The sequence below is a fragment of the Pauljensenia hongkongensis genome, assembly GCF_001746855.1.
GTDB lineage: Bacteria > Actinomycetota > Actinomycetes > Actinomycetales > Actinomycetaceae > Pauljensenia > Pauljensenia hongkongensis.
Genome location: NZ_CP017298.1, coordinates 612980 through 630402, shown reverse-complemented (window position 1 = coordinate 630402; position 17423 = coordinate 612980). Strand labels below are relative to the sequence as shown.

10 protein-coding genes are annotated in these 17423 nt (G+C 67.5%); 5 read left to right on the top strand and 5 right to left on the bottom strand.

What is annotated here, in order from left to right:
• Positions 1–779: 779 nt before the first annotated feature.
• Positions 780–2693, bottom strand: coding sequence for an AMP-dependent synthetase/ligase (locus BH719_RS02600; protein ID WP_009743189.1), 1914 nt, complete (start codon positions 2691–2693; stop codon positions 780–782).
• A gap of 129 nt (positions 2694–2822) precedes the next feature.
• Here BH719_RS02600 and BH719_RS02595 point away from each other — a divergent pair, with 129 nt between their 5' ends.
• Complete coding sequence (locus tag BH719_RS02595; RefSeq protein WP_009743188.1) at positions 2823–3905, top strand: substrate-binding domain-containing protein; 1083 nt, start codon at positions 2823–2825, stop codon at positions 3903–3905.
• Positions 3906–3963: 58 nt separating this feature from the next.
• Here the strand turns inward: BH719_RS02595 and lacZ are convergent, their stop codons facing one another.
• A complete protein-coding gene (lacZ, locus tag BH719_RS02590) occupies positions 3964–7029 on the bottom strand; it encodes a beta-galactosidase, LacZ type (RefSeq protein ID WP_009743187.1) in 3066 nt (1021 codons plus the stop codon).
• A 196-nt stretch (positions 7030–7225) separates the two neighbouring features.
• Between lacZ and BH719_RS02585 the strand changes: the two genes are divergently transcribed.
• Together BH719_RS02585 and BH719_RS10340 are read left to right on the top strand one after the other, a co-directional pair.
• Positions 7226–8689, top strand: a complete 1464-nt coding sequence (locus BH719_RS02585) for a glycoside-pentoside-hexuronide (GPH):cation symporter (protein WP_009743186.1) — start codon at positions 7226–7228, stop codon at positions 8687–8689.
• A gap of 1266 nt (positions 8690–9955) precedes the next feature.
• Positions 9956–10483, top strand: coding sequence for an RICIN domain-containing protein (locus BH719_RS10340; protein WP_083808172.1), 528 nt, complete (start codon positions 9956–9958; stop codon positions 10481–10483).
• 484 nt (positions 10484–10967) lie between these two features.
• Here BH719_RS10340 and BH719_RS09530 read toward each other — a convergent pair whose 3' ends face one another.
• Positions 10968–11282, bottom strand: coding sequence for a hypothetical protein (locus BH719_RS09530; protein WP_173647177.1), 315 nt, complete (start codon positions 11280–11282; stop codon positions 10968–10970).
• A gap of 60 nt (positions 11283–11342) precedes the next feature.
• On the opposite strand from BH719_RS09530, the gene BH719_RS09525 reads away from it, so the two are divergent.
• Positions 11343–11492 carry a hypothetical protein gene (locus BH719_RS09525; RefSeq protein ID WP_173647176.1) on the top strand — a complete coding sequence of 50 codons (150 nt, stop codon included), beginning with the start codon at positions 11343–11345 and terminating at the stop codon, positions 11490–11492.
• Positions 11493–11586: 94 nt separating this feature from the next.
• Here BH719_RS09525 and BH719_RS02580 read toward each other — a convergent pair whose 3' ends face one another.
• Positions 11587–12957 carry an AAA family ATPase gene (locus tag BH719_RS02580; protein WP_009743183.1) on the bottom strand — a complete coding sequence of 457 codons (1371 nt, stop codon included), beginning with the start codon at positions 12955–12957 and terminating at the stop codon, positions 11587–11589.
• A 146-nt stretch (positions 12958–13103) separates the two neighbouring features.
• A complete protein-coding gene (gene valS, locus BH719_RS02575; protein WP_009743182.1) occupies positions 13104–15833 on the bottom strand; it encodes a valine--tRNA ligase in 2730 nt (909 codons plus the stop codon).
• A 190-nt stretch (positions 15834–16023) separates the two neighbouring features.
• Between valS and BH719_RS02570 the strand changes: the two genes are divergently transcribed.
• A complete protein-coding gene (locus tag BH719_RS02570) occupies positions 16024–17382 on the top strand; it encodes a M20/M25/M40 family metallo-hydrolase (protein WP_009743181.1) in 1359 nt (452 codons plus the stop codon).
• Positions 17383–17423: the final 41 nt, after the last annotated feature.

Here is a 17423-nt window from a genome sequence, read left to right as displayed (position 1 = left end):
ACCCCTCCTGATGGCGCACACAAGGGCCGGATTTACGCAACACACCACCGCACACAAGGGCGGGATCAAGCCGCTGTGTGCGAGCAGTGTTGTCTAATTCGGGGTCCTTGTGTGCGTACATGGGCGGTGGTGCGCCACCCGCCGGTGTGGATGTTGTCTAATTCGGGGTTCTTGTGTGCGCGCACGAGAGGGTGGGCTAAGTAGAGGTGCAAGCGTCGTGTCGGTGCGGCGGCGGCGCCCGCCGCCCCTACCAGTGCCAGCACTCCCACCTGGGGGGGCGAAGGGGGCGGTAGTGCCCCCGGGTGGTCCAAAATGCGTCTGAGTCTCGGGCTTTTCCGGGGGATCCCCGGGTGGCTGTTCCAAAATGCGTCTGAGTCTAGGCGAAATCACGGGAATCGGCCCGAAACCGTCGAACTCAGACGCAAAATGGAACACCTCGCCCCCGCGCCGCCGAAACACGGCGAAACCCAGACGCATTTTGGACCACTACGGCCCCCGGACGGCGACCCACCACATCACCGCGACGGCGAAGGACACAACCGACCCGCAGCAGGACGCTCGCTGCTCGACGCTCGTGGCGTCGGGCCGCCTGCGGGCCGGGCGGGTCGCGATCCCCGTCTCCCCGGCCGCGCTGGCTGCCGGTGCGCGCCGCGGGAGCCCGTTCGGGTACTCCGTATAGCTGGGTAATCCGTACAGCGCGGCCCCGGAACCGCCGTGCGCCGCCGGGTCGCCTGCTGGTGAGGGCTACAACGCGTTGGTCTGCCCGCGCCGGGAGCGGCTCACTCCTCGACGGGTCCGCCGTAGAGCTCGTCGATGACGGGGGCCAGGCGGCGCACGGCCACGGCGCGCTTGACCTTCAACGACGGGGTGAGCAGGCCGTTCGCCTCGGTGAAGTCCGAGGTGAGCACCTTGAACTTGCGGATCGACTCGGCACGCGAGACGTGCTCGTTCGCCCCGTCCACCGCCTTCTGCAAGGAGGCCAGGACCTCGACGTTCGTGGCCGCCTCGGCGACGCTCATGACCGGCAGGCCGTGGGACTCCAGCCACACGGGCAGCATCTCCGCGTCCAGGGTGATGAGCGCTGCCACGAAGGGCCGCTGGTCGCCGACCACCAGGACCTGGGAGATCAGCGGGTGGGAGCGCATCGGGTTCTCCAGGGCGGCCGGGGCCACGTTCTTGCCGCCGGCGGTCACGATGATCTCCTTCGCGCGGCCCGTGATCCTCACGTACCCGTCGCGGTCCAGGGAGCCCAGGTCGCCGGTCTTGAACCAGCCGTCCTCGGTGAAGCAGGCGGCGGTGGCCTCGGGGTCGTTGTTGTAGCCCTGGAAGACCGACGGGCCCTTGAGCAGGATCTCGCCCTCGTCGGAGACCCTGAAGGACATGGGCGGCAGCGCCGGGCCGACGGTGCCGATCTTCGACAGGCGCGGGGTGTTGACCGAGACGGGGCCCACGGTCTCCGTCAGGCCGTAGCCCTCCAGGACGGGGATGCCCAGGCCCCGGTAGAAGTGGCCGAGCCAGGTCGCCAGGGGCGCCCCGCCCGACACGATGTAGCGGGCGTTCCCGCCGACCAGTTTGAGGATGGTCTGGAACACCAGCTTGTCCGCCAGGGCGCGCTGGGCGCGCAGCGAGCGCGACGGGCCCTCCGGGGTGTCCAGCGCCTTGGAGTACTCGATGGCCACGTGGGCGGCCCACCGGAAGATCCGCCTCTTCGCGCCCTTGGAGGCCTTCGCGTCGGCCGAGTTGTAGATCTTCTCCAGGACGCGCGGCACGACCAGTAGGTAGGAGGGCCGGAAGGAGGCCAGGTCGGGCAGCAGGTTCTTGATGTTCGACACGTGCGCCATGACGCCGTTGCCGCTGATCTGGAAGACCTGCAGGAAGCGCGCGAACACGTGGGCAAGCGGCAGGAAAAGCAGCAGCCGGGAGTCCTCTCCCGCCGCGATCTCGGGCATCCACGCGTGGGAGTTGAGGCACAGGTTCGTGAAGTTCTCGTGGGTGAGCACCGTGCCCTTGGGGGTGCCCGTCGTCCCGGACGTGTACACGATCGTGGAGATGTCGTCCTTCGTCAGGGCCCCGGTGCGCGCGGCGACGGTGGCGCGGGGCACTCCGGCTCCGTCGGCGACCAGGGTCTCGATGGCTTCGGAGTCCAAGGAGAGGACGACGACGTGGTGGCGCCCGGTCCGCTCGGCGGCCGTGCGCACGATCTCCGCCAGGGACACGGTCTCGGTGACGACTAGGTCGACGTCGGCGTCGGAGAGCACGTGGGCGACCTGCTCGATGGAGCTCGTCTCGTAGATGGGCACGGGCACCAGGCCCGCGCTCCAGCACGCGAAGTCGAGCAGCGTCCACTCATAGCGGGTGCGGCTCATGATCGCGACCCTCTGGCCGGGTTCCAGCCCGCGCGCGATGAGCCCGGCGGCCACCTGCTGGACCTCCTCGTGGAAGTCCCGGGCGCTCACCGGCCGCCACGCATCGCCCATGCCCAGTTTGCGCAGGATGAGCGGGCGGCGGGGGCTGCGGCCCACGCGGTCCTGCAGCAGGCGGGGGATCGTGCAGGTCTCGTCGATGCGCACCAGGGTGGGGGCGTGCCACTCCAGGGCCTGGGTGGCGCCCCCGCTGGTGGGCGCGGGCACGGGCACGGCCTCGAGCTCCTGGGCGCCGTCGTCCGACGAGGCGGGGGCCGGGCTGTCACTCATATCTGCTCCTTCGTCTGTGGCACGCATGGGCACTATCCTACGGCACCGTAGGGTGGGGGAGGGGCGGGATCGGGACCGGTTGGTGGCGATCGGATCGCCGGACGGACACGCGCTAGACTAGGGAACCGATTGCGGGAAGAGGCCCTCAGCGGTGCGAACACCGCGGAGGAACTGTTCTCGAAGGAGGGGAGCGAAATGGTCAGCCTCAGTGATATCGCCGCCGCCACCGGGTACTCGAAGGCGACGGTGTCACGGGTGCTCAACGGGGATCCCACGTTCTCAGTCCGGGAGGACACGCGCCGCCGGATCATCGAGGTCGGCAACGAGATGGGGTACGCGCTCAAGGGCAGGCGCGTGGGAATCCCCCAGAACGTGGCGATCCTCGACAACGTCGATCCTGAGCGGGGGCTCCACGACGCCTACTTCTTCGACGTCCGCGAGGCGCTGAAGGTCAAAGCTTTAGAGCACATGATGTCGCTCGCGTCCTTCCCGGATTGTGATTCGCTCATCGGCGCGGCTGATCGCTTCTCCGGTTTCATCTCGGTCGGCCCCTCCCCTTTGAAAGGGGCCGACCTCGAGAAGCTCCACGCCGCGCTGCCCCACGGTGTTTTCATTGATATCAATCCGGCGCCGACCCTGTTCCACTCCGTGCGCCCCGACCTCCAGCAGACGGTCCTCGACGCGATCGACGCGCTGAGGGACCAGGGGCGTCAGCGGATCTCCTTCGTCGGAGGCGATGGCCATATTATGGGCATGCATTTCCACGAGGAGGACATCAGGACCTTCGCGTTCGTCAACTGGACGGAGCGCCTGGGGCTGTCCGCCGACGCCAGGGTCTTCGCGGAGGGCTCCTTCACGGTGGAGAACGGCCGCCGCCAGATGGAGCGGATGCTGGCGGACTCCACCGGCCCGGCGCCGGACGCGGTAGTCGTCGCCGCGGATCCGCTGGCCGTTGGGGTGCTCCAATGCCTCGTGGCGGCTGGACTGCGTGTGCCCGATGACGTCGCGGTGGTCTCGATCAACAATCTCGAAGTGTGCGAGTACACGGCTCCGCCGCTGTCCTCCTACGCGATCAACCGCGAGGAGCTCGCCGAGTCCGCGATCCTCCTCCTGTCCGACTCGATCATCGGCCGCTACGAGCAGCGCCACCATGTCCTGATCTCCACTGAGCTGGTGGTCCGCTCGAGTTTCGTTCCCGCCACGGCGGTCTAGGGCGCGCCAGCCGGTGCCCAGGGCCGGAGCGCATGGTCCCGGGCACCGGCAGCGCCGTTCACAGGATCGACAGGACGACGTCCAGGACGTGCGGTTGCTCGGACGGCACAAGGTACTCCGGGTGGACTTCGGAGCCCCAGGAGTCGTCGCCCCCAACGCCCATTTGTGCCGCGAGGAGCCGCAAGTGGGTCGCCGGACGGCGCCCGGGCTCGGGGAGCTCCCACCAGTGGGCGGCCTCCTCGATCTGGGCGCTCGAGTACGGCAGGAGGGAGACCTCGAACGGGTTGCCGACCGCACTCACGACCCGGATCCCGTTCCCCTGCTCATCGCTGGCCTCCGCCCACTGCGCGCCCATGTGGTTCCCGCATTCCTGCGGCACCACGTAAGGAGTGAGGTCCTCTGAGAGGGAGCGCGACCAAATCCCGAGGCGGCCTCCGCTGACCCGGTCGATGTACGTCTCGTCGGGGCCGGTGCCGTAGAAGCGCAAACGGGAGAGCGACGGCGGAAGCGCCCACTCGACGCCGAAACAGGGAAGCGTCGGCAGATCCGGCGCCCCCGGGTACGAGGCGGTGAACCTGATCGTGCCGTCGTCGTTGAGGCGGTAGACCACGGACACCGGGACGCCCACTGCGGCGAGCTCGTAGCAGTAGGCGACTTCGACGCTGTGGTCCTCCTCGCGCACTGAGACGTCCGAGCAGCGGGCGTACCTGCCCGCGACGGTCCAGACTGCGCGCTTGAAGCCGTGGGAGGCGCCCCGGTCGTTGTCCGTGAGGGGCCGGAACGTCGTGAGCCTGGGGGGACGGAGCACGAGGGGGTCGCCGTCCTTCGCCCAGAGGACCATTCCTCCAGCCGTCCGGGACAGGAGCGCCTCCTCACCGCCCGTTCTCATCCCGATGTTCCAGCGTCCGACTGTGTACGTCGCGCGGTTCCTGTCGGCGGCGTCCGGGGGGGACGGGGGCGCGGCGAGGGGGAGCACGGACTGGCCGAAGCACACCTCGTGCCCCGCCGGGCACCACGCGGTCCGATGGAGGTGGACCAGTGAGGCCTCGAGGACGATCTCGCGGCCGGGCGCCGAGTACTCGTCGATGGGCCACGGGCACGGCACGGTGGCGCGATCGCCGGGGCGGACATCAGAAGGCACAGTGATCTGCCAGACCGCTTCGCCGTCGACCAGGAGCGAGCACACCAGGTCGTAGGCGCTGCTGGACGTGAACAGCGACCGGTTCGTGACATCGACGCCGGTTGTGGACGGGACGAGTGAGAAATCCGAGTACAGCTGTTTGACCTCGCGCACAGCCGGGGAGGGGGTGCGGTCGGCGAACAGCAACCCGTCAGCGGAGAATTCCCAGTCGCAGGGCCGGTCCCCGAAGTCCCCTCCGTAGGCGAGGAACTCCCCGGCGCTCGCGGGGGTCGCCGGATGCCACAGGGCCTGGTCGATCAGGTCCCAGATGAACCCTCCCTGGTAATGGGGGTAGCGCTCCAAATCCGTGTACAGGCCCAAGCCGCCGACCGAGTTCCCCATGGCGTGCATGTACTCGCAGGAGATGTACGGTTTGGCGGGCGAGGACGCGAGGTACTGCTCGATCTCGTCCGGGTGGGCGTACATGCGGGACTCGATGTCGCTCACGTCGTCGTACTCCCGGTCCCAGGTGATCCCCTCGTAGTGCACTGGGCGCGCGGGGTCGAGTTCACGGGCACGCTGGCTCATGGTGCGGAAGACCTCGCCGCCGTAGGACTCGTTGCCCAATGACCAGATGAGAACGCTCGGGTGGCTGTAGTCGCGGACGATCATCCGCTCGAGGCGGTCGACGCACGCGTCCTGCCACTGCGTCCGCGACCCCGGGATGGCCGTGTCTGGCGTCGCGACGTCTCCGGGGACGTTCCACGTTCCATGGGTCTCGAGGTTGGTTTCGTCGATGACGTAGATCCCGTACTCGTCGCACAGGTCGTAGAAGCGGGGGTCGTTGGGGTAGTGGCTGGTGCGGATCGCGTTGATGTTGTGGAGCTTGCAGAAGCGGATGTCGGCGAGCATGTCCGCCTCGTCGAGCGCGCGCCCTTTGCGCGGGTGGAACTCATGGCGGTTGACGCCCTTGAAGACGATGCGCCGCCCGTTGAGCGTCATGATGCCGTTGTCGATTCCGAAACGCCTGAACCCGACGTTGAGGGCCACCGTCTCGCACGTGCGCCCATCGCGGTCGATGACCTCGAGGCGGAGGCGGTAGAGGGTGGGGGACTCGGCGGACCACGGCGCGACCCGGGGGATCGCGTCGGACACGAGGTCCGTCGCCGCGCTCCGGGGTGTTTCGGTGCTCCACACGGGCGCACCGGAGTGGTCGAAGAGTTCCGCGCGGATCGATGCGCCTCCGAGGGGATCGACGACGTCCGCTTTGACGCGGAGTCGGCCGACCTCGCTGTGGTGGTCGAAGTCGGCGTCGATGCGGACGCTGTCGACGTGGGTGGGGGGCAGGGCCGTGAGGCAGACGCCCCGGAACAGGCCGTGGAAACGCCAGGAGTCCTGTCCTTCGAGCCACGAGGCGCTGGAGTACTCGTAGCACGCGACGACGAGTTCGTGGATGGTGTCCGCGGGCGCCCCGCCGAGGAGGCGGGTGATGTCGAACTCACTGGCGGTGTACCCGTCTTCGCAGTAGCCGACGAACGCGCCGTCGCACCAGACGTAGAGCGCCGTGGCGAACCCCCCGAATGAGAGGAGGACGGTTCCGCCTTCGAGCGCGGCGCCCCGGAGGTCCTCGTCGAGGGTGAAGAGGCGGCGGTAGAGGGCGACGCGGTTGGTGTCTGGGACCGAGGGGGCCTCTGGGTCCGCGTGACCGTCCCAGGGCATCTGGATGTTGACGTACGCGGGCCTCCACCCTCCACTCGTCTCGAGGGTGGAGGGGACGGGTATGGTGGCGATCCGATCCGACGCGGACCGCAGCGCGGAGGCGGGCGACTCTGGATCGGCGACGTCGATGGCGCGCGCGTCGGTGTCGAGCACCTCCCACGGGCCGTTGAGGGACTGCCTGGGGGCGTCGGTGCGGTGCTGCGACCGCTGTGGGCGCCGGTTCACGGCGAACACGGTGGGGTCTGTGAGCCACTGGGCTGAGGGCGTGGGGTCTGCGGGTGGCATAGGATCTACCTCCTGGATGATGGCGGCGCTGCTGATCAGGTAAATCGGATTACCCTTGATTCTACAGGTGTAGGGGGGAGGTGGCAAGGTCTGTGGTGCTGTTGGACGTGAGTGGGGTTGGGAGAGTTTGCATCCGGAGGTAAAAGGGTATACTTCGGTAGGTAGATGAGTTTCGCCGACTTCGAAGGAGAAGAACATGTCTACCGCACCGGGCGGCTCCAGGGCCCGCCCCCTCTTGGTCCAGAGGATCTGCTACGCCTTCGGCAACCTCGGGCAGGCGGCGTTCTACAACGCGCTGTCCACCTACTTCGTCACGTACTACGCGGCGCAGACCCTCTTCGCCCAGTACGAGAGGACGGAGGCCGAGGCGCTCATCGGCGTCATCACCGTGCTGGTCTTCGTCATCAGGATCGCTGAGATCTTCCTCGACCCCCTGCTCGGCAACCTCGTCGACAACACGACGACCCGGTTCGGGCGCTTCCACCCCTGGCAGGTCATCGGGGGCGTGGTGTCGTCCGTGCTGCTCTTCGCGATCTTCACCGGACTGTTCGGCCTGGTCAACACCAACAAGATGGTGTTCATAGTCGTTTTCGTCATTGTCTTTATCGTCCTTGATATTTTCTACTCGCTTCGTGACATTTCGTACTGGGGGATGATCCCGGCGCTGTCGTCCTCGTCCCACGAGCGGGGTGTCTTCACGGCCCTCGGCACGTTCACGGGTTCCATCGGGTACAACGGCGTCACCGCCATCGTGGTGCCCGTCGTCGCGTTCTTCAGCTCGGTCTTCGCCGGGGTCACGGGGGAGAGCCAAGCGGGGTGGACCGGGTTCGGGGCGTTGATAGCGGTACTGGGCATAGTCACCTGCCTCGCTGTCGCGTTCGGGACGACCGAGCAGGACAGCCCCTTGCGCGCCCACGCCGCCGAGAGCTCCAACCCGGTGCAGGCTTTCGTCGCGATCGCGAAGAACGACCAGCTCCTGTGGGTGTCCTTGTCCTACGTCCTGTACTCCGTGGCCAACGTGGCGACCACCGGCTTCATGATCTACCTGTTCAAGTTCGTCCTCGAAATGCCGAACAGCTACTCGGTGGTGGGGCTCATCGCCTTCGGAATCGGCCTGGCGACCACGCCCCTCTACCCGTTCATCAACAAGCGCGTGCCCAGGCGCATCCTGTACCTGGCGGGCATGGCGTTCATGGCGGCGGCCTACGTCCTCTTCATCTTCTTCTCGAACAACGTCCTGGCCGTCTTCGCCGCCCTGGTCCTGTTCTACATCCCCTCGACCTTCATCCAGATGACCGCCATCCTCACCCTCACCGACTCGGTGGAGTACGGACAGCTCAAGACGGGCCGGAGGAACGAGGCGGTGACCCTCTCCGTCCGCCCGATGCTCGACAAGATCGCGGGCGCCCTGTCCAACTCGATAGTCGGATTCGTCGCGATCGCCGCGGCCATGACCAACGACGCAGACCCTGCCTCGCTGACCGCGGGGAACATCACGACGTTCAAAACCGCGGCCTTCTACGTCCCCCTCGCGATCATCGTCGCCTCGGCCGCCGTGTTCGCGGCCAAGGTGACCCTCAGCGAGAAGAAGCACGCCGAGATCGTCAAGCAGCTGGAGACAACGTTGGGAGGAGAAGACGCGGACGCAGCGGGGAAGTGACTGGGGTCCGCCCAGGGGCCCGTCCCGCCCACACGCCCGATGAGCGCGCGAACGGAAGAAGTGGACGACGCTGTCGGCGAGTGACTGGGGCCCAGCGCCGGCCCCCGGTGACCATCTGAATGGCAATGCGGTCACCGGGGCTCGGCGCGGCAATCGGGGCCGGGACCGGGCCGAACCCGCCTCCTGGGGGACTGCCGTCGCGCGGGAGTCCGGGAGTCCGAGTGGGGGGGGAACCCGCCTCCGCCGCCGATCCGCGACGCTCCCACGCGAAGCCCCGGGCAGCCGTTCGGGCTGCGCCACCGGGAGGCGGCGAGAACAGTCGTGGATTATCTCGTGTGTAGCCGAGGCGCTCATTCCACGGAAGGGTGAGGGATCATGCCCGTGCGTGGGAGTGCTGTGATGACCTCGGGCGATGAGCGATCCGGTTGGCGCCGGGGCGCCCTGGCTGATCTGGGTCGGCCTGGGGGTGTTTAAGACGCGTTGGCTATCTTTGCGGCGGAGCGTGAGCGCCCATCGCACTGATCTGCGCCTACATCGAAGGGGCGTGTTCAGTTGTCTGTGTATCCCCTTGATTTGAAAGGATCGATACGTGATGATTGATGATGTGATGGCTCGTGTTGGCGGACGTGGGTGTGGCGGAGCGGTTGCGTTCCTGTGGGGCGTTGGACGGCTTGTTCGAGCGGATCGATTCCGGTGGGGCCGGTGATCACTGGGACCGATGGTCTGCTCCCCGCTTTGCTCGAAGAGTGGCCCTGGAACGCGGGCTGGCCGCTGAGCTGACTGATCATCTGAACTACGAGAGGGGCGAGTCGTCTCCGTCGGCGCGTCCCAACACGAGGAAGCGGGAGTGCGACCAAGACCGTCGACCTCGGAGGTGGGGCCCTTCGAGACCGGTGGCCCCCACGGTGTCGGGCGAGTTTGACAGTCTGGGCCCGAAGTTCTGCGCTGGCGGCCTCCAAACAGACGATCAATCCCCGTGGCCCTCCCGCCCCATCTCGTCCGCCCCGGGCCTTGAGGCGCCCGCTGATCTGGCGGGGCGTGCACGCCGCCGCGCGGCTACGCACTCCGCCTCCCCTCCCCTGTAACGCCCGTCGGCACCCGTGTTGCGCTTGATCTCGCCCCTGATCACCGACGGCGACCTGTCCAGCATCCTGGCGACGCGCGCCTGGCGCAACCCCTACCAACCAGGAAAACTGCTAACCACCGTGCTCCCCCAAGCATCGGCAAAGCAACACTTATACGCCTATAGTAGGCTAGAATGTGTTTATGGTGAACATAACTCTCGGTATTCCCGGCATTTTCACGCTTGCGGGAGATCCCGCGAATGTCTTCCGCCAATTGAGCGGACGGTCACACCCGGTAGCCATCGTCAAGCGCGACGCACAAGGATTGTCTTTCGATACCGGTCTAACGGACTATTCCGGAGCCCCTCTGACGGTATGGTCCCTTCACTGCGAAAATCATCAACTATGGTATCTCGACCGTCGTGGCCGCGGAACGGTGAGTCTAAGATCCGTCGCAACTGGCCTGGTCGTTTCAGGCAGATCGGCCCTGACCGAGGGCACCGGCCTCACCATGGATGAATGGGCATCAAAACCTTGGCAGACTTGGCGAATCCGCCCAACCTCAACTAAACGAGGTTTCGCAATAGTATCCGCAGATGACAGTTTTAGGTCTGAGCCTCTTGCTGTTGATGTAACAGACAACGCTGGGTTAGGTTCGTTCGTTCAAATACAGAGGTGGCGAGATGTGCCCTCACAACATTTTCTGCTATTACGAGTACGAGAACCCTAAGGGTGGCATGCCCCTTACCTCAAATCCGCTTACACAGAAATACTGGCAGACTCCCAAGGCGCGGGTCTGGATGGTGTCCGACTCAGCACCATGGATATCGGGCCGCGCCCGTCCTCGCATGGGGAAATCCGGCAACTGTCGAAGATAGGCGTGTAACGCGTGCATATGCCCGTCCGCCGTTTCCTGCGACCCCGAAGGTGCCGGAATCGCATGGTGAAGGTTCGACAGCTGGCTGAAAGCATGATCGGAAATGACCAGGCGGTGCGGCCGGGGAGCCACTTCAGCCGAGGACGGCTTCGAGTTCGTCAAGTGTGTGCCCGGACTCGGGGTCGGCCCCGTGCGCCCTGATCGCGGGGGCGGCATCGTCGCGCAACCACTGTTCGATTCCTTCGACGGACAAGCGTTCACTGTACTCCCTGAGGGCTTCGAGGGCGTCAGCGTAGAACTCGGAGAAAACCAGGACAGCTCGCAGTGGCGTCCTCCCCTAGGAGAGCCATGGGCGGGCGCGGGCGACGGCGTCCGCGAGTGCCTTGTTCAAGGCGGTCCACGCTGTGAGGCGGGAGAGCGCGGAACCGTCCGCTGCGTCAAGTTCGGCAAGGACTCGGGCTCTTTGAACCGAGAACACTCCATTGGGCAGAAGTCTGCCGTCGGGATCCTCGCGACTCAGAAGACGACGGAGAAGATCCTTGGGGTCCCGGTAGGTTTCAAGGGTCTTCTCGGATACTGACGCCTTGCGCCGCAACCAGGCACGGCAATCCGGATCGCCGAAGAGCGACGCCAGAGCCCAAGTCTCAGTCATTGTCACTGGTACTACGGGAACAACCGGGGTGACTGCGGCGTCTTGAACTGAATCCACGGCATGCCTGATCTCCTCCTGGCGTGCCTGGAGGCCCGCGTTATCCGCGTCGCGATGGACGAAGACCAGATCGTAGAGCCCTGCGTCATACTTCTGCAGTGCGACGAGCTTATCCTGGACCGAACCCTTCAAGTCGAGGCGGGCGCTGACTGAAGCGGGCTCGAGTGTCAGGCGGGTGAGCAGGAGCTCCAACACGTTGGTCAGTGCCGCATCCGAAGAGCCCTCACACAAGAGGTAGCAGTACCATTCATTCATCTTCGTCGCCGTTCCATTTCTCCGGGTTCTCAAGGAACGCCGCGATCTCGCCACGCGAAACGGGACGGGCTCCCGTGCTGTCCTCCGGTTTGGTCCTGGCCCTCCATGTGCCAGGGAGCGGGTGAAAGCCGACGCTGCGTAGGATGCCTCCCTGGCCGTCGGGAATCGACTTTCCGACGGCGCACAGGATGTCATCGTCTTTCGTGGCTTGGACGAAGTAGGGGGAATGAGTGTTGACAATGACCTGTCGGGCCGAGTGCTCCGTGGGGTCGGAAATCCCCCGCAGGAGCCGGTGCATGTCGGCGATCTTGGATGGATGGATACCGTTCTCGGGTTCTTCCATGCACAGCATTCCGAAATAGTCACGGGACACCTTCATCGCGGACAGGGCGAGGAAGCGAAGGGTGCCGTCAGAGAGCGACCGCGCGGGCAGCTCCGGTGTCGCCCCGATCTTGGCGCGCAGTTCAAGCGTGTCACGGGCCCGGTCCTGAACCACGCGCAGGCGACGTATATCCACAAGTGCTCCGATCGCGTCACGAACGCGATTCATGACGTTACTGCCGTTCCCCTCCTGGAGTTCCTGGCGGAACAAGGAGGACGGGATGTGGGCGCCGGTGGCGGAAATGGGCCGGGCCTCGACCATGTCATCAGGGGCGCGCATCGCGCTCGGTTCCAGGGCGACGAAGCGCCAGGACCTCATTTCAGTCTGTGCGGCGAGGATAATCGGATTCTCGGCAGACGCCGTAGCCGACAGCACGGTTCGTTGTGCGTTGTCCGCGGCGATCTTCCTGGGCCGGCCTTTGTTTCCGTTCTGGATCTGGATGATCGTGTTACCGTTCTCCTCGGTGGTGGATAGCGGGCTGAACCTGTGGGCTCCGTGTACGAACCTCTTCACGTAGGCTGTGGACTCCGGGAAGCGGAGATGGTCCTTCGGGTATTGGACCGGCGAAAGCTGTTCGTTGACCAACTTCAATTGCAGGCCCGTTGAGAGGGGGCCTCCTTGGCGGACGGCGAGTCGGACCTCGTAGCGCACGAACGTGCGCTCGGACTCAACCTGTTGGTTGAACTCGTCGGAAACGGGGGAGGGGAGGATCATTTCCGCTGCTAAACGGAGGTTCTCGCTGCCTTGGGTCACGTGGACGGAGAAGAGAGAGGAGATGTCTGAGCGCTGCTGGGGCGTGGGTCTGATGAGCGTGCAGGCCTCGAGGAAGTTGTGATCACTCAGCAGGGACAGGAACTCGATCGCGTCGAAGAGGTTCGACTTCCCCACCGAGTTCGGCCCCGCGATGCAGGTGAATGGTCCGAAGTCGACAGAGACATTCTCAAGGTTCTTGAATCCGGAGACTTCAAAACGGGTGAGCATGTCTTTACCTTCAACAGACGACGCCAGAATCCATTTAAGTTATATCACATTGCGCCCGGAATGTGACGGGTACGGATCCGCAGCAAGGCCGTGCCCCGGGCCGCAGGGCCCGGGGCACACGCCCGCCAGTCAACGCGGCTACAGGCTCACCCCTTCTTGCGCTTGGCCGGGGCCTCGCCCAGTTCGAAAGACTTGACCACGGCGTCGGCGGCCTCGGAGTCCCCGGACGCGGCCACGGTCAGCGCGCCCACGGCCTTCGACGCGGCCTCCAGGTCGCCCTTGACGGACTCCAGGGCCCCCAGGGACGCGGCGGGCGCCTCGAGCACCACCGACAGGAACGGGGTGCGCGGGGAGACCTTCGCCTCGGACTTCACGCGGCGCAGCGCGATCAGGGCGCCGGAGGCCGCGGCCAGCACGGACGGGTCCCCGGCGGCGGAGGCCAGGGGGGCGCCGGTCGGCCACGGCGCGGTGTGCACCGAGCCCTCCCGGTACCAGCTCCACACCTCCTCCGTCACGAATGGCAGGTAGGGGGCCAGCAGGCGCACCACCGTGTCGATCACCAGGGCCAGGGCGGCGCGCGCCGACGCCGCCGACGCCCCGTCCCACGCGCCCTCGCGGTTGTAGGCGCGCTCCTTCACCAGCTCCAGATAGTCGTCGCAGAACGTCCAGAAGAACGACTCCGTGACCTCCAGGGCGCGCGCGTGGTCGTAGGCGGCCAGGGCGTCGGTCGCCTCGGCGACCACCCCGGCCAGCTCCGCCAGCACGGAACGGTCCAAGTCCACGGTCACCAGAGCCGGATCCAGGTCCAGCTGGGCGCCCTCGCCGCCCATGGTGAGCGCGAACTTCGAGGCGTTGAGGACCTTGATCGCCAGGCGCCGCCCGATCTTCATCTGCTGCTCGTCGAAAGCGGCGTCCAGGCCCAGGCGCGCGGACGCCGCCCAGTAGCGCACCGCGTCCGACCCGTACTTCTCCAGCAGGCCCATCGGGGTCACCACATTGCCCTTGGACTTGCTCATCTTCTTGTGGTCGGCGTCCAGGATCCACCCCGATAGGCCCGCGTGGCGCCACGGCAGGGCCCCGAACTCCAAGTCGGCGCGCACCACCGTCGAGAACAGCCACGTGCGGATGATGTCCTGGCCCTGGGGGCGCAGGTCCATCGGGTAGGTGCGGGCGAACAGGTCGTCGTCGTGCAACCAGCCGCACGCCAGCTGCGGCGACAGGGAGGACGTGGCCCACGTGTCCATGATGTCGAGCTCGCCCACGAAGCCGCCCGGCTCGCCGCGCTGCTCCTCCGCGAATCCCTCCGGCGCGTCCGTGGACGGGTCCACGGGCAGGCTGTCCTCCGAGGGCGTGATGACGGCGTCGTAGTCGATCTGGCCGTCGGCGCCCACCCGGTACCACAGCGGGAAGGGCACGCCGAAGAACCGCTGGCGCGACACCAGCCAGTCGCCCTTCAGACCCCGCACCCAGTTCTCGTAGCGCACGCGCATGAAATCCGGGTGGAACTCCAGCTGGCGGCCCCGCTCCACCAGTTCGTCGTTGAGGTCGGCGCCCGAGGCGGGCCTCGTCCAGGGGCGGCCGCCGTTGCGGATGTACCACTGGCGGGAGGTGACGATCTCCAGGGGCTTGTCGCCCTTCTCGAAGAAGTTCGTCTGGCGGACCGTCTTCGTGGGCTCGCCCTTGAGCTCGCCGCTGCCGCGCAGGCGCGCCACCACGGCCTCGCGGGCCGAGAACGTCGTCTTGCCCGAGATCTCCGCGAACGCCGTCCGGCCCGCCTCCGTGGTGATCCACTCGGGCGTGTCGGCGACGATGCGCCCGTCCTTGCGCAGGATCGCGCGCAGCGGCAGGCCCAGGTCGCGCCACCAGTCGATGTCCGTGGTGTCGCCGAAGGTGCAGCACATGGCGATGCCCGCGCCCTTGTCCTTCTCGGCGGCCGGGTGGGCCAGGACGGGCACCTCGACGCCGTAGACGGGGGAGGCCACCGTCTTGCCGAAGAGCGGCTTGTAGCGCTCGTCGTCCGGGTGGGCGATCAGCGCCACGCACGCGGCCAGCAGCTCCGGGCGGGTCGTCTCCACGCACACGTCGGCGCCGTCCTCCACGGGGGTGCCCGCCCGGGCGGCCTCGGCGGCGGCCGAGGCGTCCGTGAGGTGGAAGGCGATGCGGTGGTAGAAGCCCGGGTACTCGCGGGACTCCAACTCGGCCTGGGCGACCGCCGTCTGGAAGGTCACGTCCCACAGGCCCGGCGCCTCCGCCTGGTACGCCTCGCCGCGCGCCAGGTTGCGCAAGAACGCCGCCTGGGCGACCTTGCGGGCGCGCCGCCCGATCGTCTGGTAGTTCTGCTTCCAGTCCACGCTGAGCCCCAGGTAGCGCCACAGGGCCTCGAACTGGGCCTCGTCCTCGACGGTGAGGCGCTCGCACAGCTCCACGAAGTTGCGGCGCGAGATGGGCTTCTGGTCGCGGGCCTTGATGGACTTGCCCTCGCCGCCCACATGCGGCGGCTCGAAATCGGGGTCGTAGGGCAGCGTCGCGTCCACGCGGACCCCGAAGTAGTTCTGCACGCGCCTCTCGGTGGGCAGCCCGTTGTCGTCCCACCCCATCGGGTAGAACACCGCCCTGCCCCTCATGCGCTGGAAGCGGGCGACGACATCGGTGTGCGTGTAGGAGAAGACGTGGCCGATGTGCAGTGAGCCGGACACCGTGGGGGGCGGGGTGTCGATCGAGTAGACCTGCTCGCGGGCGGCCGTGCGGTCGAAGGCGTAGGTCCCCTCGGCCTCCCAGGCCGAACCCCACTTGTGCTCCAGGCCCTCCGGCGCCGCGCGGTCGGGCACACGGGGGGCGCGGGCGGTGGCGGGCAGCTGACCGGGTCGATCTGCCATGTTCTGTTATCTCCATCCGAGTCGTGGACTAGTACCCGACAAGCGTACTTTCGGCGCCGCGCCCGGTCCACCGGCCCCGCCCGGGGGAGCGGGAGTCTTCGTCACAAACGCCCCCACTGCGGTCACAACCGCGGCGCCGCCGCGCGCGGCCCTAACGTGGGTGCACACGCACGCACGAGGAAGGACCGCTATGACCGACCTGTCACCCCTTGGGGCCCGAACCGTCGAACTGCTGGGCGAGCTGGTGCGCAACGCCTGCGTCAACGACCTCACACCCGCCTCGGGCCACGAGCACCGCAGCGCCGACACCCTGGAGGCCCTTTTCGAGGGCCTGCCCGTGCGGATGCGCCGCATCGAGCCCGCGCCCGGGCGCACCACCCTGGTCGTCGCCCTGGACGGCTCAGACCCCGCCGCCGAGCCCCTCACCCTCATCGGGCACACCGACGTCGTCCCCGCTGACGACTCCCAATGGGCCCACGAGCCCTTCGCCGCGCGCATCGACTCCGACGGCGTCATGTGGGGGCGCGGCACCGTGGACATGCTGCACCTCACCGCCGCGATGGCCGTCGTCACCCAGGACCTGGCCCGGCGGGTCGCCGAGGGGGGAGCGCGCCCCGCGGGCACCCTCACCTTCGTGGCCGCCGCCGACGAGGAGGCCCGCGGAGGATTGGGCGTGCCGTGGATCGGGGAAGCCGAGCCCCAGGCCATCCCCTGGCGCAACTGCATCTCCGAGATGGGCGGCGGGCACATCCGGGGCGCCCGGGGGAGCGACTCCATCGCCGTCGTCGTCGGCGAGAAGGGCGCCGCCCAGCGCCGCCTCCACGTCGACGGGGACGCCGGCCACGGATCGGTGCCCCTGGGGCGCCACAGCGCCGTCGAGGTCCTGGCCCGCGTCGTCCAGCGCCTGGCCTGCGCCCGTTGGCCCGCCGGGGGAGGGGGCGAATGGGAGGGCTTCGTCTCCGCCTTCGAGTTCGACCCCGCCACCCGCGCCGCCCTGCTCGCAGCGGACTACGACGGCGACTACCACGAGTTCGGGGACCTGGCCGCCTACGCCCACGCCATCAGCCGCCTCACCGTCGCCCAGACCGCCGTCCGGGCGGGCGGGCCCATCAACGTCCTGCCCTCATCGGCCCACATCGACCTCGACATCCGCACACTGCCCGGCCAGGACGACGACTTCGTCGACGCAGCCCTGCGGCGCGCCCTGGGGGAGGTGGGGGAGCACGTGCGCATCGAACGGCTCCTAGTGGAGGGGGCGACGGCCTCGCCCACCGGCACGCGCCTGTACCGCGCCATCGAGCGCGCCCTGCGGGCGCAGCACCCCGGCTCGCGGGTGGTGCCCGTCCTCTTCCCCGGCGGCTCCGACCTCAGGGTCGCCAGGCGCCTGGGGGGAGTGGGCTACGGGTTCGGGTCCTTCGGGCGGGACGTGGCCCTGGGGGACCTGTACTCGCGATTGCACGCGCACGACGAGCACATCCGCCTGTCCGACGTCGACCTCACCGTGCGGGCGTTGGCGGCCGTGGCCGCCGACTTCCTCGGCGCCCGCTGAGGGGCGGGGCGCGGTGCCCACGGCAGCGTTTACAAAAGACC

Excerpts from the sequence above, each read along its gene's own strand:
- valS (WP_009743182.1), bottom strand. The coding sequence starts at position 15,833 with ATGGCAGATCGACCCGGTCAGCTGCCCGCCACCGCCCGCGCCCCCCGT.
- BH719_RS02580 (WP_009743183.1), bottom strand. The coding sequence starts at position 12,957 with ATGCTCACCCGTTTTGAAGTCTCCGGATTCAAGAACCTTGAGAATGTC.
- BH719_RS09525 (WP_173647176.1), top strand. The coding sequence starts at position 11,343 with ATGCCTGATCTCCTCCTGGCGTGCCTGGAGGCCCGCGTTATCCGCGTC.
- BH719_RS09530 (WP_173647177.1), bottom strand. The coding sequence starts at position 11,282 with ATGACTGAGACTTGGGCTCTGGCGTCGCTCTTCGGCGATCCGGATTGC.
- BH719_RS02600 (WP_009743189.1), bottom strand. The coding sequence starts at position 2,693 with ATGAGTGACAGCCCGGCCCCCGCCTCGTCGGACGACGGCGCCCAGGAG.
- BH719_RS02585 (WP_009743186.1), top strand. The coding sequence starts at position 7,226 with ATGTCTACCGCACCGGGCGGCTCCAGGGCCCGCCCCCTCTTGGTCCAG.
- BH719_RS02570 (WP_009743181.1), top strand. The coding sequence starts at position 16,024 with ATGACCGACCTGTCACCCCTTGGGGCCCGAACCGTCGAACTGCTGGGC.
- BH719_RS10340 (WP_083808172.1), top strand. The coding sequence starts at position 9,956 with ATGGTGAACATAACTCTCGGTATTCCCGGCATTTTCACGCTTGCGGGA.
- lacZ (WP_009743187.1), bottom strand. The coding sequence starts at position 7,029 with ATGCCACCCGCAGACCCCACGCCCTCAGCCCAGTGGCTCACAGACCCC.